This window comes from Sphingomonas folli, from assembly GCF_019429525.1.
Lineage (GTDB): Bacteria > Pseudomonadota > Alphaproteobacteria > Sphingomonadales > Sphingomonadaceae > Sphingomonas > Sphingomonas folii.
Genome location: NZ_JAHXZL010000004.1, coordinates 320,518 through 335,937, shown reverse-complemented (window position 1 = coordinate 335,937; position 15,420 = coordinate 320,518). Strand labels below are relative to the sequence as shown.

Annotated in this window: 10 protein-coding genes; 6 read left to right on the top strand and 4 right to left on the bottom strand. The window is 70.3% G+C overall.

Annotation, left to right across the window (positions count from 1 at the left end; translation table 11 throughout):
• Nucleotides 1-129: 129 nt before the first annotated feature.
• Nucleotides 130-819 carry an SIMPL domain-containing protein gene (locus KZ813_RS08460; protein ID WP_258046546.1) on the bottom strand — a complete coding sequence of 230 codons (690 nt, stop codon included), beginning with the start codon at nucleotides 817-819 and terminating at the stop codon, nucleotides 130-132.
• A 208-nt stretch (nucleotides 820-1,027) separates the two neighbouring features.
• Here KZ813_RS08460 and KZ813_RS08455 point away from each other — a divergent pair, with 208 nt between their 5' ends.
• Entirely contained in the window at nucleotides 1,028-2,197 is a 1,170-nt protein-coding gene (locus tag KZ813_RS08455; RefSeq protein WP_219754521.1) for an efflux RND transporter periplasmic adaptor subunit, read from the top strand.
• 15 nt (nucleotides 2,198-2,212) lie between these two features.
• Nucleotides 2,213-5,422, top strand: coding sequence for an efflux RND transporter permease subunit (locus KZ813_RS08450; RefSeq protein ID WP_219754520.1), 3,210 nt, complete (start codon nucleotides 2,213-2,215; stop codon nucleotides 5,420-5,422).
• A gap of 93 nt (nucleotides 5,423-5,515) precedes the next feature.
• On the opposite strand, the gene KZ813_RS08445 is transcribed toward KZ813_RS08450, so the two are convergent.
• On the bottom strand, nucleotides 5,516-7,846 hold the full coding sequence (locus KZ813_RS08445; RefSeq protein ID WP_219754519.1) for a TonB-dependent receptor: 2,331 nt from the start codon (nucleotides 7,844-7,846) through the stop codon (nucleotides 5,516-5,518).
• A 427-nt stretch (nucleotides 7,847-8,273) separates the two neighbouring features.
• Between KZ813_RS08445 and KZ813_RS08440 the strand changes: the two genes are divergently transcribed.
• The 4 genes from KZ813_RS08440 (at nucleotide 8,274) to KZ813_RS08425 (ending at nucleotide 13,162) form a co-directional block, all read left to right on the top strand.
• Entirely contained in the window at nucleotides 8,274-8,666 is a 393-nt protein-coding gene (locus KZ813_RS08440) for a hypothetical protein (RefSeq protein WP_219754518.1), read from the top strand.
• Nucleotides 8,667-8,686: 20 nt separating this feature from the next.
• Nucleotides 8,687-10,006, top strand: coding sequence for a cystathionine gamma-synthase family protein (locus KZ813_RS08435; protein ID WP_219754517.1), 1,320 nt, complete (start codon nucleotides 8,687-8,689; stop codon nucleotides 10,004-10,006).
• Nucleotides 10,007-10,032: 26 nt separating this feature from the next.
• Nucleotides 10,033-10,437, top strand: a complete 405-nt coding sequence (locus KZ813_RS08430; RefSeq protein ID WP_219754516.1) for a winged helix-turn-helix domain-containing protein — start codon at nucleotides 10,033-10,035, stop codon at nucleotides 10,435-10,437.
• A gap of 172 nt (nucleotides 10,438-10,609) precedes the next feature.
• On the top strand, nucleotides 10,610-13,162 hold the full coding sequence (locus tag KZ813_RS08425) for a TonB-dependent receptor (RefSeq protein WP_219754515.1): 2,553 nt from the start codon (nucleotides 10,610-10,612) through the stop codon (nucleotides 13,160-13,162).
• Nucleotides 13,163-13,368: 206 nt separating this feature from the next.
• Here the strand turns inward: KZ813_RS08425 and KZ813_RS08420 are convergent, their stop codons facing one another.
• Both KZ813_RS08420 and KZ813_RS08415 read right to left on the bottom strand, forming a co-directional pair.
• Nucleotides 13,369-14,700, bottom strand: a complete 1,332-nt coding sequence (locus KZ813_RS08420) for a sensor histidine kinase (protein WP_219754514.1) — start codon at nucleotides 14,698-14,700, stop codon at nucleotides 13,369-13,371.
• Between the two features lie 2 nt (nucleotides 14,701-14,702).
• Nucleotides 14,703-15,383, bottom strand: a complete 681-nt coding sequence (locus KZ813_RS08415) for a response regulator transcription factor (RefSeq protein ID WP_219754513.1) — start codon at nucleotides 15,381-15,383, stop codon at nucleotides 14,703-14,705.
• Between the last annotated feature and the right edge of the window lie 37 nt (nucleotides 15,384-15,420).

The window sequence follows — 15,420 nt, the reverse complement described above, 5'->3', positions numbered from 1 at the left end:
CGGCGGTGGAGGGGGGGCTCGCCACGCAGCGCAGCGCTCGTAGAGGCCCCCCTCCGCCACCGGCCTGTGGCCGGTGGTCCCCCTCCCGTGCGGGGGAGGATCGTGTGGCGCCCTGGCCTCAAGCACCCCTCACTTCAGCAGGAAACGCACGTTGAGCGTCGCGCTCAGCTCGCTCTCGCCCGGCAGGACCGCGCTGTCCGCGGCCGCGGGTGCCGCCGCCATGCGCATCTGCGCGAACGGCCGCGGCGGCTCACCGTCGCTCTCGCCGGCCTCGCCGATCGACACGATCCGCGTCACGGTCAGCCCCGCCGCCTTGGCATAGAGCGTCGCGCGTGCCCGAGCGCGCGCCACCGCGTCGGCGCGCGCCTCGTCGAGCGCCCCCGCCGCGTCGGCGAGCGACAGCGTCGGCCCGTCGATCTGGTTGACGCCGGCGCGCACTAACGCGTCGAGCACCGGTCCTGCCTGGGCAACGTCGCGGAAGCGCACCGTCACCGCGTTGCTCGCCTGATAGCCGGTGATCGCGGGCGGCTGGTTCTCGGCGTAGCGATATTGCGGCGAGAGCGCGACGCGGCTGGTGGCGATGTCGCGCGGTGCGATCCCGGCCTTCTTCAGCGCGGCGACCACCGCGGCCATGCGATCGGCGTTCTGTTGCATCGCGGTCGCGGCGACCGCGTCCTGCGTCACCACCCCGGCGCGCACGGTGGCGAGATCGGGCACGCGCGACACCTTGCCGACCGCGGTGACGTCGAGGATCGTGCCCTCGGGCACCACCGTCGCCATCGGCAGCGGCGTTTGCGCGCTCGCCGTAACGGGTAGCATAGCGACCGATAGCGCCAAGCTAACCAATGCCCGATTCATCTTCTCAGTCTCCCGTGGTTCAACGACTTGCGCTGTGTTGGACCGCGATGGAACGCAAGCTGAACGCGATAAACTACGTTGTCGCTTGCACAAAATGTCGCGCTCGGGCAGCGCCGGACTTGTACGCGGTGATGTATGCAGGTAATACACGCCGGCCGGAGGGGGTTGGATGACGTACGAGGCTGGTACTCTGCAGGGCGAGCAGCTGATGATCGAGGATGGCACGCCGCGGCGTCGCCGCCGCTGGATCCTGATCGCCGGCATCGCGCTGCTGGCCGCCGCGCTCGCCGGCTATTTCCTCACCCGCCACAAGGACGCGCCGCACGCCGCGCCGGCCGACCAGGCGCCGACCGTGACCGTGCTGGTGCCGGGCGCCGCGGCGGTGGCGCGCCAGGTCAGCGCGACGGGCTCGCTCGCCGCCAAGCGCGAGATGCCGGTCGGCGTCGCGGGCGAGGGCGGCATGGTCAGCCGCGTGCTGGTCGAGCCCGGCCAGTGGGTCCAGGCCGGGCAGGTGCTCGCCACGATCGACCGCTCGGTCCAGGTGCAGACCGCCGAGTCGCTCGCCTCGCAGATCGCGGTGGCGCGCTCCGATCTGGTGCTGGCGCAGGCCGAGCTGGAGCGCGCGCAGAGCCTGGTCGACCGCGGCTTCATCTCCAAGGCCGACGTGCAGCGCCGCATCGCGACGCGCGACGCCGCCGCGGCACGGCTCAAGGTGGCGGGCGCGACCTATTCGGAGCAGCGCGCGCGCAACGCCCGACTCGATATCCGCGCCCCCGCCAAGGGGCTGATCCTGACGCGCGGCGTCGAGCCGGGGCAGATCGTCAGCTCGGCCTCGGGGACGCTGTTCCGCATGGCGCGCGACGGCGAGATGGAGATGCGCGCGCAGCTGGCCGAGAACGACCTGCAGGGCGTCCGCGTCGGCTCCGCGGCCAAGGTGACGCCGGTCGGCGACTCGCGCTCCTTCGCCGGGTTCGTCTGGCAGATCGCGCCGGTGATCGACACCCAGACGCGGCAGGGCATCGCCCGCATCCAGCTAAGCTACGACCCCGCGCTGCGCCCGGGCGGTTTCGCCTCGGCGACGATCACCGCGGGAGCGGAGAGCGAACCGTCGCTGCCGCAGTCCGCTTTGCTGAGCGACGACCGCGGCAATTACGTGTACGTCCTCGATGCCGAGAATCGCGCGCAGCGGCGCGACGTGAAGCTCGGCACGGTGACCGAGGATCGGGTCGCGATCGCCAGCGGGCTCAAGGGCGACGAGCGCGTGGTGCAGTCGGCGGGCGCGTTCCTCAACCCGGGCCAGAAGGTCAAACCGGTGCGGGCGCGGGTCGCGGCCCAGTAGAGCGAGATCAGGTCCATGGGCTTTCGCAACATCTCCGCCTGGTCGATCCGCAACCCGGTGCCGGCGATCGTCCTGTTCGTGATGCTGACGGTCGCGGGGATCGTCAGCTTCATCCGCATGGACATCAACGACTCGCCGGACATCGATTTCCCGGCGGTGTCGATCACCATCACCCAGCCGGGCGCGGCGCCGAGCGAGCTCGAGACCCAGGTGACGCAGCGGGTCGAGGCCGCGGTGCGCACGCTCGAGGGGGTCGACGAGATCCAGTCGTTCGTGTCCGAGGGCAATTCCACCACGATCGTGCAGATGGCGATCGGCCAGTCGGTCGACCGCGCGGTCAACGAGTCGCGCGACGCGATCACGCAGATCCGCGGCAACCTGCCCGAGGGTATCCTCGAGCCCCAGGTCAGCCGCGTGAAGATCAACGACAATGATCTCGGCAGCTACAGCGCGATCGCCACCGACATGACGATCGAGCAGCTCAGCTGGTACATCGACAATACGGTGACTAAGGAGCTGCTCTCCGTTCCCGGTATGGGCGGGGTGGAGCGCAACGGCGGCGTCAGCCGCGAGATCCGCGTGATCCTCGATCCCGCGCGGCTGGCGGCGCAGGGGCTGACCGCGAGCCAGATCAACCAGCAGCTGCGCCAGGTGAACCTCGACGCGCCGGGCGGCCGCGCCGAGATCGCGGGCGCCGAACAGTCGGTCCGCGTGCTCGGCAACGCGCGCACCGCCTATGACCTGGGCCAGACCCAGATCAACGTCGGCGACGGCCGCACCATCCGCCTCGCCGACGTCGCCACGGTACGCGACCTCTACGCCGAGCAGCGCTCCGCCGCGGCGGTCGACGGCAAGCCGGTGCTGAGCTTCGACTTCAAGCGCGCCAAGGGGTCGTCCGACGTCACCGTCTTCCGCGAGGGCAAGAAGAAGCTCGAGGAACTCGAGAAGCGCAACCCCCGGGTCAAGTTCCGGCTCCGCGTCGACGGCTCCAAATACCCGCTGGAGCAGTATAAGTCGGCGATCCATGCGATGCTGGAAGGGGCCATCCTCGCCGTCGTCGTCGTGTTCCTGTTCCTGCGTGACTGGCGCGCGACGGTGATCTCGGCGCTGGCGATCCCGCTCTCGGCGATCCCGACCTTCTGGTTCATGGAGCTCATGAACTTCACGCTCAACGAGATGACGATGCTCGCGCTGAGCCTCGTGGCGGGCGTGCTGGTGGACGACGCGATCGTCGAGATCGAGAACATCGTCCGCCACATGCGCATGGGCAAGACGGCCTATCAGGCGGCGATCGACGCCGCCGACGAGATCGGTCTCGCGGTGCTGGCGACGACGATGGCGATCGTCGGGGTGTTCCTGCCGGTCGGGCTGATGCCCGGCATCTCGGGCCAGTTCTTCAAGAATTTCGGCCTCACCGTGGTGGTGGCGGTGCTGATGAGCCTCGCCGTCGCGCGGCTGATCACGCCGATGATCGCGGCCTATTTCCTGCGCGCCGGCGGCCATGTCGAGCATGGCGGCGGGCCGGTGATGAGCTTCTACCAGCGCGTGCTCGCCTGGACGCTCGACGAGGGCGGCGCGCCCGCGGCGCGCGCCAGGGGCGGGGTGCATCGCGCGCTCGGCTATTGGCGCGATCATCGCCTGTGGGTGGTGATGATGGGGGTGGGCGCGTTCCTCTTCACGCTCTTCCTGTTCACGCAGATCCCGATGTCGTTCCAGCCCGCGTCGGACCAGCCGCGCAGCACGGTGACGATCACCATGCCGCCGGGCAGCACGCTGGAGACCACCCAGGGCGTGGTCGACCAGGTCTATGAGCTGATCCGCAAACAGCCCGAGGTGGAGAGCGTCTACACCCGCACCTTGGTGGGATCGGGCCGCGTCACCGCGCAGCTGCGCGAGAAGCGCGAGAAGACCTCGACCGAGTTCGAGCGCGCCCTCGCGCCGGAGCTCGCCAAGATCGCGGACGCGCGGGTCAACTTCCAGTCGCAGTTCGGCTTCGGCGACAACAATCGCGACATCTCGGTGACGCTCGGCGGCGACGACCCGGTCGTGCTGCGCCAGGCCGCCGACCGCGTCGTGCAGGACATGGCGAAGATGCCGGGGCTGATCGCGCCGCGCATCGCCGGTGACCTCAACCGGCCCGAGATCATCATCAAGCCGCGGCTCGACCTCGCCGCCAACCTGGGCGTGACCACCGCGGCGCTGTCGAGCGCGATCCGCATCGCGACGATCGGCGACATCGATCAGAACAGCGCGCGCTTCTCGCTGAGCGACCGGCAGATCCCGATCCGCGTCGCGCTCGAGCAGAGCTCGCGCTCGCGGTTGGCGACGATCGAGAACCTGCCGGTGCAGACGCAGAGCGGCGGCTCGGTGCCGCTCAATCTCGTCGCCGAGATCGGCTTCGGCTCGGGCCCGACCCGCATCCAGCGGATCAACCAGCAGCGCCAGCTCACCATCGGCGCCGACCTCCAGCCGGGCGTCGCGACCAGCGTCGCCTTGCCCAAGATCAAGCAGCTGCCGTCGATGAAGTCGCTGCCGGTGGGCGTGCAGGAGCTCAACGTCGGCCAGGCCAAGTGGCAGCTCGAGATGCTGATGAACTTCGTCACCGCGGTGGTGTCGGGCGTGTTCCTGGTCTTCTCGGTGCTGGTGCTGCTGTACCGCCGGCTGCTGCCGCCGCTCGTCAACATGGGCTCGCTGCTGCTGGCGCCGCTGGGCGGGCTGCTCGCGCTGCTGATCTCGGGCGACGCGCTGTCGATGCCGGTGTTCATCGGGCTGCTGATGCTGCTCGGCATCGTCGCCAAGAACTCGATCCTGCTGATCGACTTCGCGCTGGAGGAGATGGCCGCGGGCGTGGCGCCCTATGCCGCGATCGTCGACGCCGGACGGAAGCGCGCGCAGCCGATCGTGATGACGACGGTGGCCATGGTCGCGGGCATGGTGCCGACGGCTTTGTCGCTCTCGGGCGACGGCGCGTGGCGCGCGCCGATGGGGATCGTGGTGATCGGCGGGCTGACCGTCTCGACCATGCTGACGCTGCTGATCGTGCCCGCCGCCTTCTCGCTGGCGATCGGGGTGGAGCGCCGCGTCGGCCCGTGGCTGGGCCGGCGCCTGCTCACCTATCGCCCCGGAGACGAGGGCACGCTGATCGAGCACGCGCCGCACCCCGCCATCCCCGCGCCGCCGGGGCGCATCGGCTTCCACGAGGACGGCACCAGCCCCGCAGAGTGAGGGGCCGGAGTTCGAGCGGGGTCGCGGCCGCCGCGCGCCGGTGAGACCGCCGTGGCGCGGGCGGGGGCGCGGCCGCCCCCGCCCGCGTGACCCTCAGTTGAAGCGGCCGGCGATCGACACGCCCACCACGCGCGGCTCGTTGAACACCGCGGCGTTGTAGTTCTCGATCACGCCCTTCAGGTTCTTCTCGTCGGTGATGTTGCGCGCGAAGGCGGCGATCTCATATTTGCCGTCCGCCGTCGTGTAGCCGACCTTGAGCCCCAGCTCGAGGTTGCCGTCGGCATAGAACTCGCGCGTCTTGTACAGCACCAGGTTGGTGTAGCCCTGCACGTTGAGATCGCTCGAGACGAACAGATTGCCCTCGTTCGTCAGCGGGATGTCGTAGCGAACCGCGGCGTCGAGCTGCCAGCGCGGGGCGTTGGGCAGCGGGTTGCCGTCGATCTGCGCCAGCACCGCGGGCGCGCCGAAGATCGTGCGCGTGATCGTCGGATCCTGCACCGTGCAGGTCACCGCGCCGCCGAAGGCGCAGACCTGGGCGTAGACGCGCTTGTCCTTGATCTCGGTGTGGATCGCACTGCCGCCGAGCGAGAAGGTGATGTTGCGGATCGGCCGCCACTCCAGCTCGGCCTCCATGCCATAGGCGTTGGCGTGGTCGGCGTTGAACAGCACGCCGTTGCCGTTGGCGTCGTTGCCGTTGAGCTGGATGTCGCTCACCCGATAGGTGAAGGCGGTGGCGTTGAGGCGCAGGTTGCTCGTCGGCCGCGTCTTCACGCCCGCCTCGTACGACATGATCGTCTCCGAGTCGGCGGTGGTGAAGGGAGTGTTGAACACCGCCGAGCGCCCCTGGATCGTCGGCCCGCGGAAGCCACGCGCGACACGGGCGTAGACGCTGGTGGCGTCGTCCAGCTCGTACAGCGCCGAGACGTCCCAGCTCGGCTCCTTGCCGGTCAGCTTGACCGTGCGCGGCGCGCTCGCCGGGAAGGTCTCGGTGGTGCCCGCGGCGTTGCGGCCCGAGCGGACCAGCTCGGTGCGCTTGTCGTCCTCGGTGTAGCGCGCGCCCGCGGTCAGCGTCAGCCGGTCGGCGAGGCGGTAGCTCGCCTGGCCGAACACCGCCCAGCTGGTGTTGACGTTGTGCAGCCGCACCCAGTTGTTCGGGTTGTAGCCGGCCGCGGTCGGCAGCAGGAAATAGCCGCGCTGGTAGAAGTCAGTGACGTCGCGGCTGTCGAAGTAGAAGCCGCCGAACTGCCATTTGAACGCGCCGTCGCCGCTGCTCGCGAGGCGCAGCTCCTGGGTCCACTGGTCGAGGTCGCGGATGCGGCCCTCGCTCTCGCCGAAGCCGACGCCGCCGAAGTTCACCGCCGCCCCGCCGTCGGTGTCGCCGCGGCTGTAGCCCGAGGTGGTCTCATAGCCGGTGATCGAGGTCAGCGTCGCCGCGCCGAAATCCCAGGCGGCGTTCACCGAGCCGCCATAGGTCTTGTAGGCCTGCGGGTTGCCGTCGGCCTCGTCGAGCGCGATGCGGTCGCGCGGCTCCCGGTTGATGTTGTTCTGCCCGCGCAGCAGCGCGCCGCGGTGGAAGATCGTCGACGTGCCCTCGTACGAGCGGACGTGGCCCGAGACGTTGACCGACAGGTCCTCGGTCGGGGTGAACAGCAGCTGGAGCCGCGCGTCGCGCTCGTCGAAGCCGCCGAGCTGATCGCGCCCGCCGCGCGTGCCGTCCGCGCCGGTGCCGGTGAAGGTGTTGTCGACCCAATCGTCGCGGTGCTGGTACAGGCCGGAGAGGCGGATCGCGATCTTGTCCTGCACGATCGGGCCGCCGACGCCGCCGTCGAAGGTGACGGTGTTGTAGCTGCCGTAGGACGCGTTGAAGCGGCTGCTCCACGTCTGGCCCGGGCGGATCGTGTCGAACTTGATGATGCCGGCGGTGGTGTTGCGCCCGAACAGCGAGCCCTGGGGGCCGCGCAGGACCTCGACGTTGGCGACGTCATAGACCGGGTTGGACTTCAGCACGACGTGCTCGAGCACGATGTCGTCCTGGATGATCGACACCGGCTGCGACGCGCCGAGGTAGAAGTCGATGTTGCCCAGGCCACGGATGTAGAAGCGCGGGAAGATGCGGCCCGTGGTGGTCTCGGCGTAGAGGCCGGGGACGCGGCCGGCGAGCGCCAGCGAATCCTCGCCGCCGGCCTGGAAGGTGCGCAGCGAGTCACCGTCGACCACCGCGACCGAGACGGGCACGCGCTGGATGTTCTCGCTGCGGCGCTCGGCGGTCACGACCACCTCGCCCAGGCCATCGTCGGCGTCGCTGCCCGCGCCGGTGGTATCGGTCGCGGCGGCGGGCACGTTCTGCGCCAGCGCGGGCTGGGCCAGCGCGACGAGGCCGGTGGCGGCGGTGGCGAGCAGGATCGACTTGGACGATGAACGCATGGCTTCCCTCTTGTCTGTTCGCGGCAAGAGGCATGGGGCGACGCCGCGGCGCTGTCGGCGCACCGGTTCACCGTCGCACGAGGCCCCCTGGCGGCCCCTCGATCCATGCGGCTCCCCCCGCCAGCCTCGCGCTAGGGCGCGATTGTGTCGGCATCGTGAAATGTTGCGGTCTATTTCTCGGCGGAGGCGCTCGCTCCTGCGCCGTCGCTGAGACCGCCCGTGTGCTCCTGCGCGAGCAGGAGCCCAGGGCAACGAGTGCCGCCCCCGCGGCGCTGGGCTCCGGCGTTCGCCGGAGCACGGTTCGGCGCGATGGCGACAAGGGAGCGGCGCGATGCGATCTACTGGCGCCATGCCGGGGCTGTTCCCGACTCGCCGCTCCGTGCGTTATACTGACCGCGGGGGCTTCTGAGACGAACGAGGTAAGGTCATGCGTTTCCTCCCCACCTTCGCCGCGGTGGCGTTGCTTAGCGCGGGCGCGATCGCCGCCGCCCCGCGCGACCGTGCCCCCGACGCCGACTATCAGAAGCTCGTCGCCGGCAAGACCGCGGGCAAGCCGCAGGATTGCATCGACACGCGCTTCACGCGCCCCGACCTCTCCGCCTATGGCACCAAGCTGGTCTACCGGGTGAGCAACAAGCTGGTCTATGTCAGCGAGACCGGCGGCGGCTGCGAGCGGGTGCGCCGCGGCGACGCGCTCGTCACGCGCCAGTTCCAGACACGGCTGTGCCGCGGCGACATCGCGCAGACGGTCGATCTGCCCGCGCGGATCCCCACGGGCAGTTGCGCGCTCGGCGCTTTCGTGCCCTATCGGGCGCCGTAAGTATCAGGAGAGACGATCGCATGGCCGACGAACCCACTGAGCAGGAGCTGACCGGGGTCGAGACCCGCGTCTCGCCCAAGCCCGAGGTCGACGCGATCGGCGGCCGCAAGCTCAAGCCCGCGACGCTGATGATGGGTCACGGCTACGACCCGACGCTGTCGGAGGGCGCGCTCAAGCCGCCGGTGTTCCTCACCTCCACCTTCGTCTTCCCCAACGCGGCGGCGGGCAAGCGCCATTTCGAGGGCGTCACCGGCAAGCGCCCCGGCGGCGCGGCGGGCCTGGTCTACTCGCGCTTCAACGGCCCCAACCAGGAGATACTGGAGGACCGGCTGGGCATCTGGGAGGGCGCCGAGGACGCGCTGACCTTCTCCAGCGGCATGGCCGCGATCGCCACTTTGTTCCTCTCGCTGGTGCGGCCGGGCGACACGATCGTCCACTCGGGCCCGCTCTACGCCGCGACCGAGACGCTGATCGCGCGCGTGCTCGGCCGCTTCGGCGTCCACTGGCTCGACTTCCCCGCGGGCGCGACGCGCGAGGAGATCGACTCGGTGCTGTCCAAGGCCGCCTCCGGCCGCGTCGCGCTGATCTACCTGGAGAGCCCGGCGAACCCGACCAACGCGCTGGTCGACGTCGAGGCGGTCGCCGCCAGCCGCGACGCGATCTGGGACAGCGCCGCGGAGAAGCCGCCGATCGCGATCGACAACACCTTCCTCGGCCCGCTGTGGTCGCAGCCGCTCCAGCACGGCGCCGACGTGGTGGTCTACAGCCTCACCAAATATGCCGGCGGCCACTCCGACCTGGTCGCGGGCGGCGTGCTGGGGTCCAAGGCGGTGATCGATACGATCCGCGCGATGCGCAACACGATCGGCACGATCTGCGACCCCAACACCGCGTGGATGCTGCTGCGCAGCCTCGAGACGCTGGAGCTGCGGATGAGCCGCGCCGGCGAGAATGCCGCCAAGGTGTGCGCCTATCTGCGCGACCACCCCAAGGTGGAGCATGTCGGCTATCTCGGCTTCCTCGCCGAGGCGGAGGGACGCCAGGCCGACATCTATCGGCGCCACTGCACCGGCGGCGGCTCGACCTTCTCGCTGTACCTCAAGGGCGGCGAGGCGGAGGCGTTCCGCTTCCTCGACTCGCTCAAGATCGCCAAGCTGGCGGTCAGCCTGGGCGGCACCGAGACGCTGGCGAGCCATCCCGCGGCGATGACCCACCTCTCGGTGCCCGACGCGCGCAAGCAGGCGCTGGGGATCACCGACAATCTGGTGCGGATCTCGATCGGCGTGGAGGATGCCGACGACCTGATCGCCGACATGGAGCAGGCGCTGGCGGCGATCTGAGCCGCCGGCGCCTCCCCCTCGCGCGCGTGCGACACGGCCCGCTCAAGCTGAAGGCGCAGCTGCTGTGCGGCGACTCGATCGCGTTCGGGCCGGGCAAGGCCGACCTGCTCGACGCGATCGACGCGCACGGCTCGATCTCGGCGGCAGGGCGCGCGCTGGGGATGAGCTACCGCCGCACCTGGCTGCTGGTCGACGAGATGAACCGCTGCTGGCACGACCGACTGGTGGCGACCGGACGCGGCGGCGGGGGCGGGGCGCGGCTGACCGACGCCGGGCGCGAGGTGCTCGCGGCCTATCGTGCGTTGGAGGCGGCGATCGACGCCGCGGTGGAATCGACCGCGGCCTTCGCGCGGCTGGGGCGAGGGCTGCGCGACGCGCCGCTACCGAGCGGGGCCGAGCCGACGATGACGCGAGGGGGCGACGGCGCCTGACCCTAATATAGTTGGTCGTGGTGAAGTTGCGGTAGCGGCGATGCTAGATGTAGAAAGATGAAAATAAGATGAGATGAAGAAGTCGCGCGCTGTCATCGCATTGTCACGATAGCGCCGCGCAACCTTCCTATCCGCCCTGGCAAGGCCAAGGGCCATAGAGGGGTTGAAGTTCATGTCATGTATCTCGCGTCGCCGCCTGCATCTGCTCGCCGGCATGGCCGCGCTCGCCGTCCCGGGTCACGCGCTCGCGGCGCCCGGCGGTGCCGCCCCCGCCGCCGCGGCCGACCCGACCGCCGCGCCGGACGCCGCCGCGCCCGAGGCGGCGCAGCCCGGGCTCGACGAGGTGGTGGTCACCGCGACGCGGCGCGAGACGAACCTGCAGTCGACCCCCGTCGCGATCAACGTGCTGAGCACCCAGGCGCTGCAGGACCGCCACGTGCAGAGCCTGTACGATCTCGCCGACGGCGCGGTGCCCAGCCTGCGCGTCGCCACCTTCGAGGCGCGCCAGTCGGCGCTGACCGTCGGTATCCGCGGCATCGTCCCGCTCGACGCCAACCAGCCCGCGCGCGAGCAGGGCGTCGGCATCTACATCGACGGCGTCTATCTCGGCCGCCAGCACGGGCTCAACGCGGCGCTGTTCGACGTCGAGCGAGTGGAGGTGCTCAAGGGCCCGCAGGGCACCCTGTTCGGGCGCAACACAGAGGGCGGCGCGCTCAACATCGTCACGCGCGCGCCGTCGGGTGAGTTCGAAGGACGTATCCGCGCCGGCATCGGCAATTACGGCGCCTACAACGGCGAGCTCCACCTCGACCTGCCCGAATATCATGATGTCAGCGTCAAGGTGGACGGCGTCGTCCAATATCAGGGTCCGACCACCAGGAACCCGCTCGCCGGCCAGACCGGCTTCAACTATTACGATCGTCGCGGCGGGCGCATCGCGGCGCGCTGGAAGCCGTTCGAGGGGCTGACCAACGACTTCTCCTACGATTACGGGCTCGACAAGAACTCGCCCTTCTACAGCCAGCTGCTCAACTACAACCCGAACGGCTGCACCGCCGGGCCGGTGAGCAACGCGCCCAAGTGCGTGCTGCCGGGCACCAGCTACAGCACGCTCACCGGCACGGTGAAGCCGCTGCTGCCCGGTGTGGTGGTCAACGGCACCAGCCGGATGAAGGTGGCCGATATCGGCGTGCCGCAGCAGCCCAGCGTCGACCAGACGCATGGCTTCACCAACCTGCTCAAGTACAAGGCCTCGCCCGAGGTGGAGCTGCGCTCGATCACGGCGTGGCGCGGCGTCAACGCGACGCAGTGGGACAATTCGGGCGGCGCGCACCGCGTGCCCGTGGTCAACCTCACCGCCTCGTGCACCGCCGCGGCGCCGTGCGGCTTCAGCCGCTATAGCCTCGCCGACCTGCACCAGAACCAGTTCAGCCAGGAGTTCCAGGCGGTCGGCACGATCGACCGGTTCGACTATGTCGCCGGCCTCTATTATTTCAACGAGCACGTCACCGACGACGCCGCGACCCCCAACTCGAACGGCGCGGTCGCGGTGCTCAACAATACGGGCCAAGTGACCGGCGCCAATTACGTCATCCTCGACCCCTGCCGCGGCTCGGGCGGCTTCGGCTCGCAGCCGGGCTGCCGCTCGATCGATCGCGCCTCGGAGGTGTGGTCGAAGAGCTACGCCGCCTACGGCCAGATCACCTGGAACCCGCTCGACGTGCTCCACCTCACCGCGGGCGGCCGCTACACGCACGACACCAAGCGCGGCGTGCTGCACTATTCGCGCAACGTGAACTATGACGTGAACACCGCGGCGGCGACCGCGGCGGGCTATCAGCCGCTCGACCGCACGTGGGATCGCTTCAACCCCGCGCTCACCGCGGCGGTCGACGTCACCCAGGACGTCCATGCCTATGCCAAATATGCCACCGGCTATCGCGCCGGCGGCGCCAGCTCGCGCACGGCCAACTACCAGTCGTTCGGGCCGGAGGACATCAAGTCCTATGAGATCGGGCTCAAGTCCGACTTCTGGGATCATCGCGCGCGGCTCAACCTCGCGGGCTATATCATGGACCGCAAGAACAGCCAGGTCGACATCAGCTCGATCCAGCCGTTCAATGGCAGCAACTTCAACAACTTGGTGACGATCAACGCGCCCGGCACGACCAAGATCAGGGGCATCGAGGCGGATCTGACGCTCAACCCGGTCGAGGGGCTGACGCTCAACGGCTCCTATGCCTATACCTACACCAAGATCCCGCCGGTGCTGATCAACTATACCGCGGGCGGGGTGACGAGCAGCGTCGACCAGAACTTCTACATCGTCTTCACGCCGCGCAACGCGGCCAGCGGCTCGATCGACTATCGCGTGCCGGTGGGCGAGGGCAGCACCACCTTCCGTGTCCACTTCGACGGCAATTACGCGCAGTCGACCCAGGCGTTCGACCAGTTCGCGACCCGCGCCGACGCCTCGCTGATCTTCAACGGGCGGATCGCGCTGGCCGACATCGCGCTGGGCGAGGGCAAGCAGAAGCTCGAGGTCGCACTCTGGGGTCGCAACCTGTTCGACGAGCAATATGTCTATCGCCGTGACCCGTCGAACAGCCTGCCGGCCGCACCGACCAGCAGCGTGAGCGCCGGCAGCATCAACAACGTGCTCGGCGACTATGGCAATTTCAACGCGCCGCGGACCTTCGGCCTGGAGGCGCTGCTGAACTTCTGAGTAGGGGCACCGGCGGAGTGCGCTGAGGGCGGCGCGACACCACTCTCCCACGGCCCGGCGTCATCCTGAGCGCGTCTCAGGATCCGCCGTGCCCCATATGCCCGCGCCCCGAGTGTGAGGCAGCCTGGATCCTGAGACGAGCTCAGGATGCTCGCATGCCCGCGATACGAGCGAGCGCGCGCCCGGCTCAGCCCGAGCCCCGCGCGCTACGCCGCCGCCACCCGCAGCGTCATCACCGCCTCCAGCCCCGGTGCGGCGTCGGCGAGCGTCAGCGTCCCGCCGTGGAGCCGCGCCACCGCGTCGACCAGCGGCAGCCCCAGGCCGTGCCCGGGCCGATGACGGCTCGCCTCGAGCCGGCCGAAGCGGCGCAGCGCCAGCGCGCGCGCCGCCGGCGGGATGCCCGGCCCGTCGTCGCGTACGCGCAGGGTAGCCACCTCGCCCTCGCGCGCCAACGTCACCGCCACGCTCGTGCCCGCGGGTGTGTGGTGGAGCGCGTTCTCGATGAGATTGAGCAGCGCCTGGCTCAGCAGCTGCGGGTCGCCGCGCACCGTCAGCGGCGCGAACGGGCCGCCGCTCAGCCGCTGGTCGCGCTCGGCGGCGACGTCGGTGAGCGTCTCGCACGCCTGCTCCGCCAGTGCGGCGAGGTCGACCGGGCGGAAGCCGGCGCGGCGCTCGCCCGCTCTCACCTCGGCGATGCGCAGGATCGCGGCGAACAGCGCGAGCAGCGAGTCGCACTCCTCCAGCGCCGCCTCGAGCGCCTCGCCCGGAACGGTGTCGCGCTCGGCCAGTCGCGCCAGCCGCGCGCGCAGCCGTGCGAGCGGCGTCCGCAGGTCGTGCGCCACGTCGCTGCTCACCTCGCGCAGCTGCTCGACGAGCGCCGCGATCCGATCGAGCGCGCGGTTGAACGCCTCGGCCTGGGCGGCGAACGCGCCCCCGCGCGCGGGCACGGGGACCCGCCGCCCGAGGTCGCCGTCGATGATCGCCGCGGCCGTGGCGCGCACCTCGCCGATCCGGCGGCGCACGAGCCAGCCGAAGCTGGCCGTGCCCAAGAGCACCACCGCGAGCAGCGCGCCGAAGCCGATCAGGTAGAGCCGCACGCGCATCGCGCCGTAGCCGTCGATCGGCTCGGTCTCCGCGATCGTGATCAGTCGAAGCCCGTCGCCGGCGTCGCGCGCCTGGGCGCGGCCGGCGCTGAGCCCGACGATGCCGTCGCGCCGCCGCAGCGTGGTGAAGCCGAGCGGCACCGCGCGCTCCAGCACGACGTTGCCGCCGATCCGGCGCCCGCGCGCGTCCTCCAGCTCGAAGCCGATGTCGCCGGTGTCGCGGCGGCGGGAGAAGGCCTGGATGCGGCGCAGGATCGCGCCCGAGTCGCCGGGCGCCACCGCGCTGAGCATGGCGTCGCCGACCTCGCCGATCCGCCGGTCCACCGCGCTCACCACCGCGGCGCGCGACGCGGCATAAGTGACATAGCCCGCGAGCACCGCCGCCGCGGCGAAGGCGGCGAGGAAGAACAGCGTCAGCGCGCGCAGCGACGACATGCTCAGGCGCGCAGCATGTAGCCGACGCTGCGCTTGGTCACGATCGGGTCGACCTCGCCCGGCGCACATAACTTGCGCCGCAGCGAGCGTACCTGGACGTCGACGATGTTGGTGCTGGGCTCGAAATCATAGCCCCAGACCCGCTCGATCAGCATCGCCCGCGTCAGGTAGCTGCCGGCGTGGCGCGCCAGCTCGGCGAGCAGGCCGAACTCGAGCTTGGCGAGATCGAGCGCGCGGCCGTTGCGCCAGGCGCGGTGCTGCCCGGGGCTGACGACGATGTCGCCGGCGCGCAGCGTGTCGCCCTCGCCGCCCTGCTGCTGCCAGCCGCGCGCGCGCAGCAGCGCGCGCAGCCGCGCGTCGATCTCGCTCGCGGGGGTCGGCTTGACGACATAATCGTCCGCGCCCGCCTCGAGCCCGTCGACCTTCTCGACCGAGCGGCCCAGCGCGGAGAGCATCAGCACCGGCAGCGTCTGGCCGCGCTCGCGCGCGTGGCGGACCACCGCGGCGCCGTCCATCTGCGGCAACATGCGGTCCAGGATTACCGCGTCATAGCGGTCGCGCTCGAGCGCCAGCAACGCGTCGCGCCCGTTGTCGGCCACGGTCACCTCATGGTCGAGCGCGGCGAGGTCCTCGCCCAGCGCGGCGGCATAGTCACGGTCGTCCTCGACGATCAGCAGCTTCATCGCGTCCTCGTTGCCCGGCCTCTCTCTCTTAGGCGAG

Coding starts and splice junctions, on each gene's coding strand:
- KZ813_RS08460 (WP_258046546.1), bottom strand. CDS start 819: ATGCTACCCGTTACGGCGAGCGCGCAAACGCCGCTGCCGATGGCGACG.
- KZ813_RS08455 (WP_219754521.1), top strand. CDS start 1,028: ATGACGTACGAGGCTGGTACTCTGCAGGGCGAGCAGCTGATGATCGAG.
- KZ813_RS08450 (WP_219754520.1), top strand. CDS start 2,213: ATGGGCTTTCGCAACATCTCCGCCTGGTCGATCCGCAACCCGGTGCCG.
- KZ813_RS08445 (WP_219754519.1), bottom strand. CDS start 7,846: ATGCGTTCATCGTCCAAGTCGATCCTGCTCGCCACCGCCGCCACCGGC.
- KZ813_RS08440 (WP_219754518.1), top strand. CDS start 8,274: ATGCGTTTCCTCCCCACCTTCGCCGCGGTGGCGTTGCTTAGCGCGGGC.
- KZ813_RS08435 (WP_219754517.1), top strand. CDS start 8,687: ATGGCCGACGAACCCACTGAGCAGGAGCTGACCGGGGTCGAGACCCGC.
- KZ813_RS08425 (WP_219754515.1), top strand. CDS start 10,610: ATGTCATGTATCTCGCGTCGCCGCCTGCATCTGCTCGCCGGCATGGCC.
- KZ813_RS08420 (WP_219754514.1), bottom strand. CDS start 14,700: ATGTCGTCGCTGCGCGCGCTGACGCTGTTCTTCCTCGCCGCCTTCGCC.
- KZ813_RS08415 (WP_219754513.1), bottom strand. CDS start 15,383: ATGAAGCTGCTGATCGTCGAGGACGACCGTGACTATGCCGCCGCGCTG.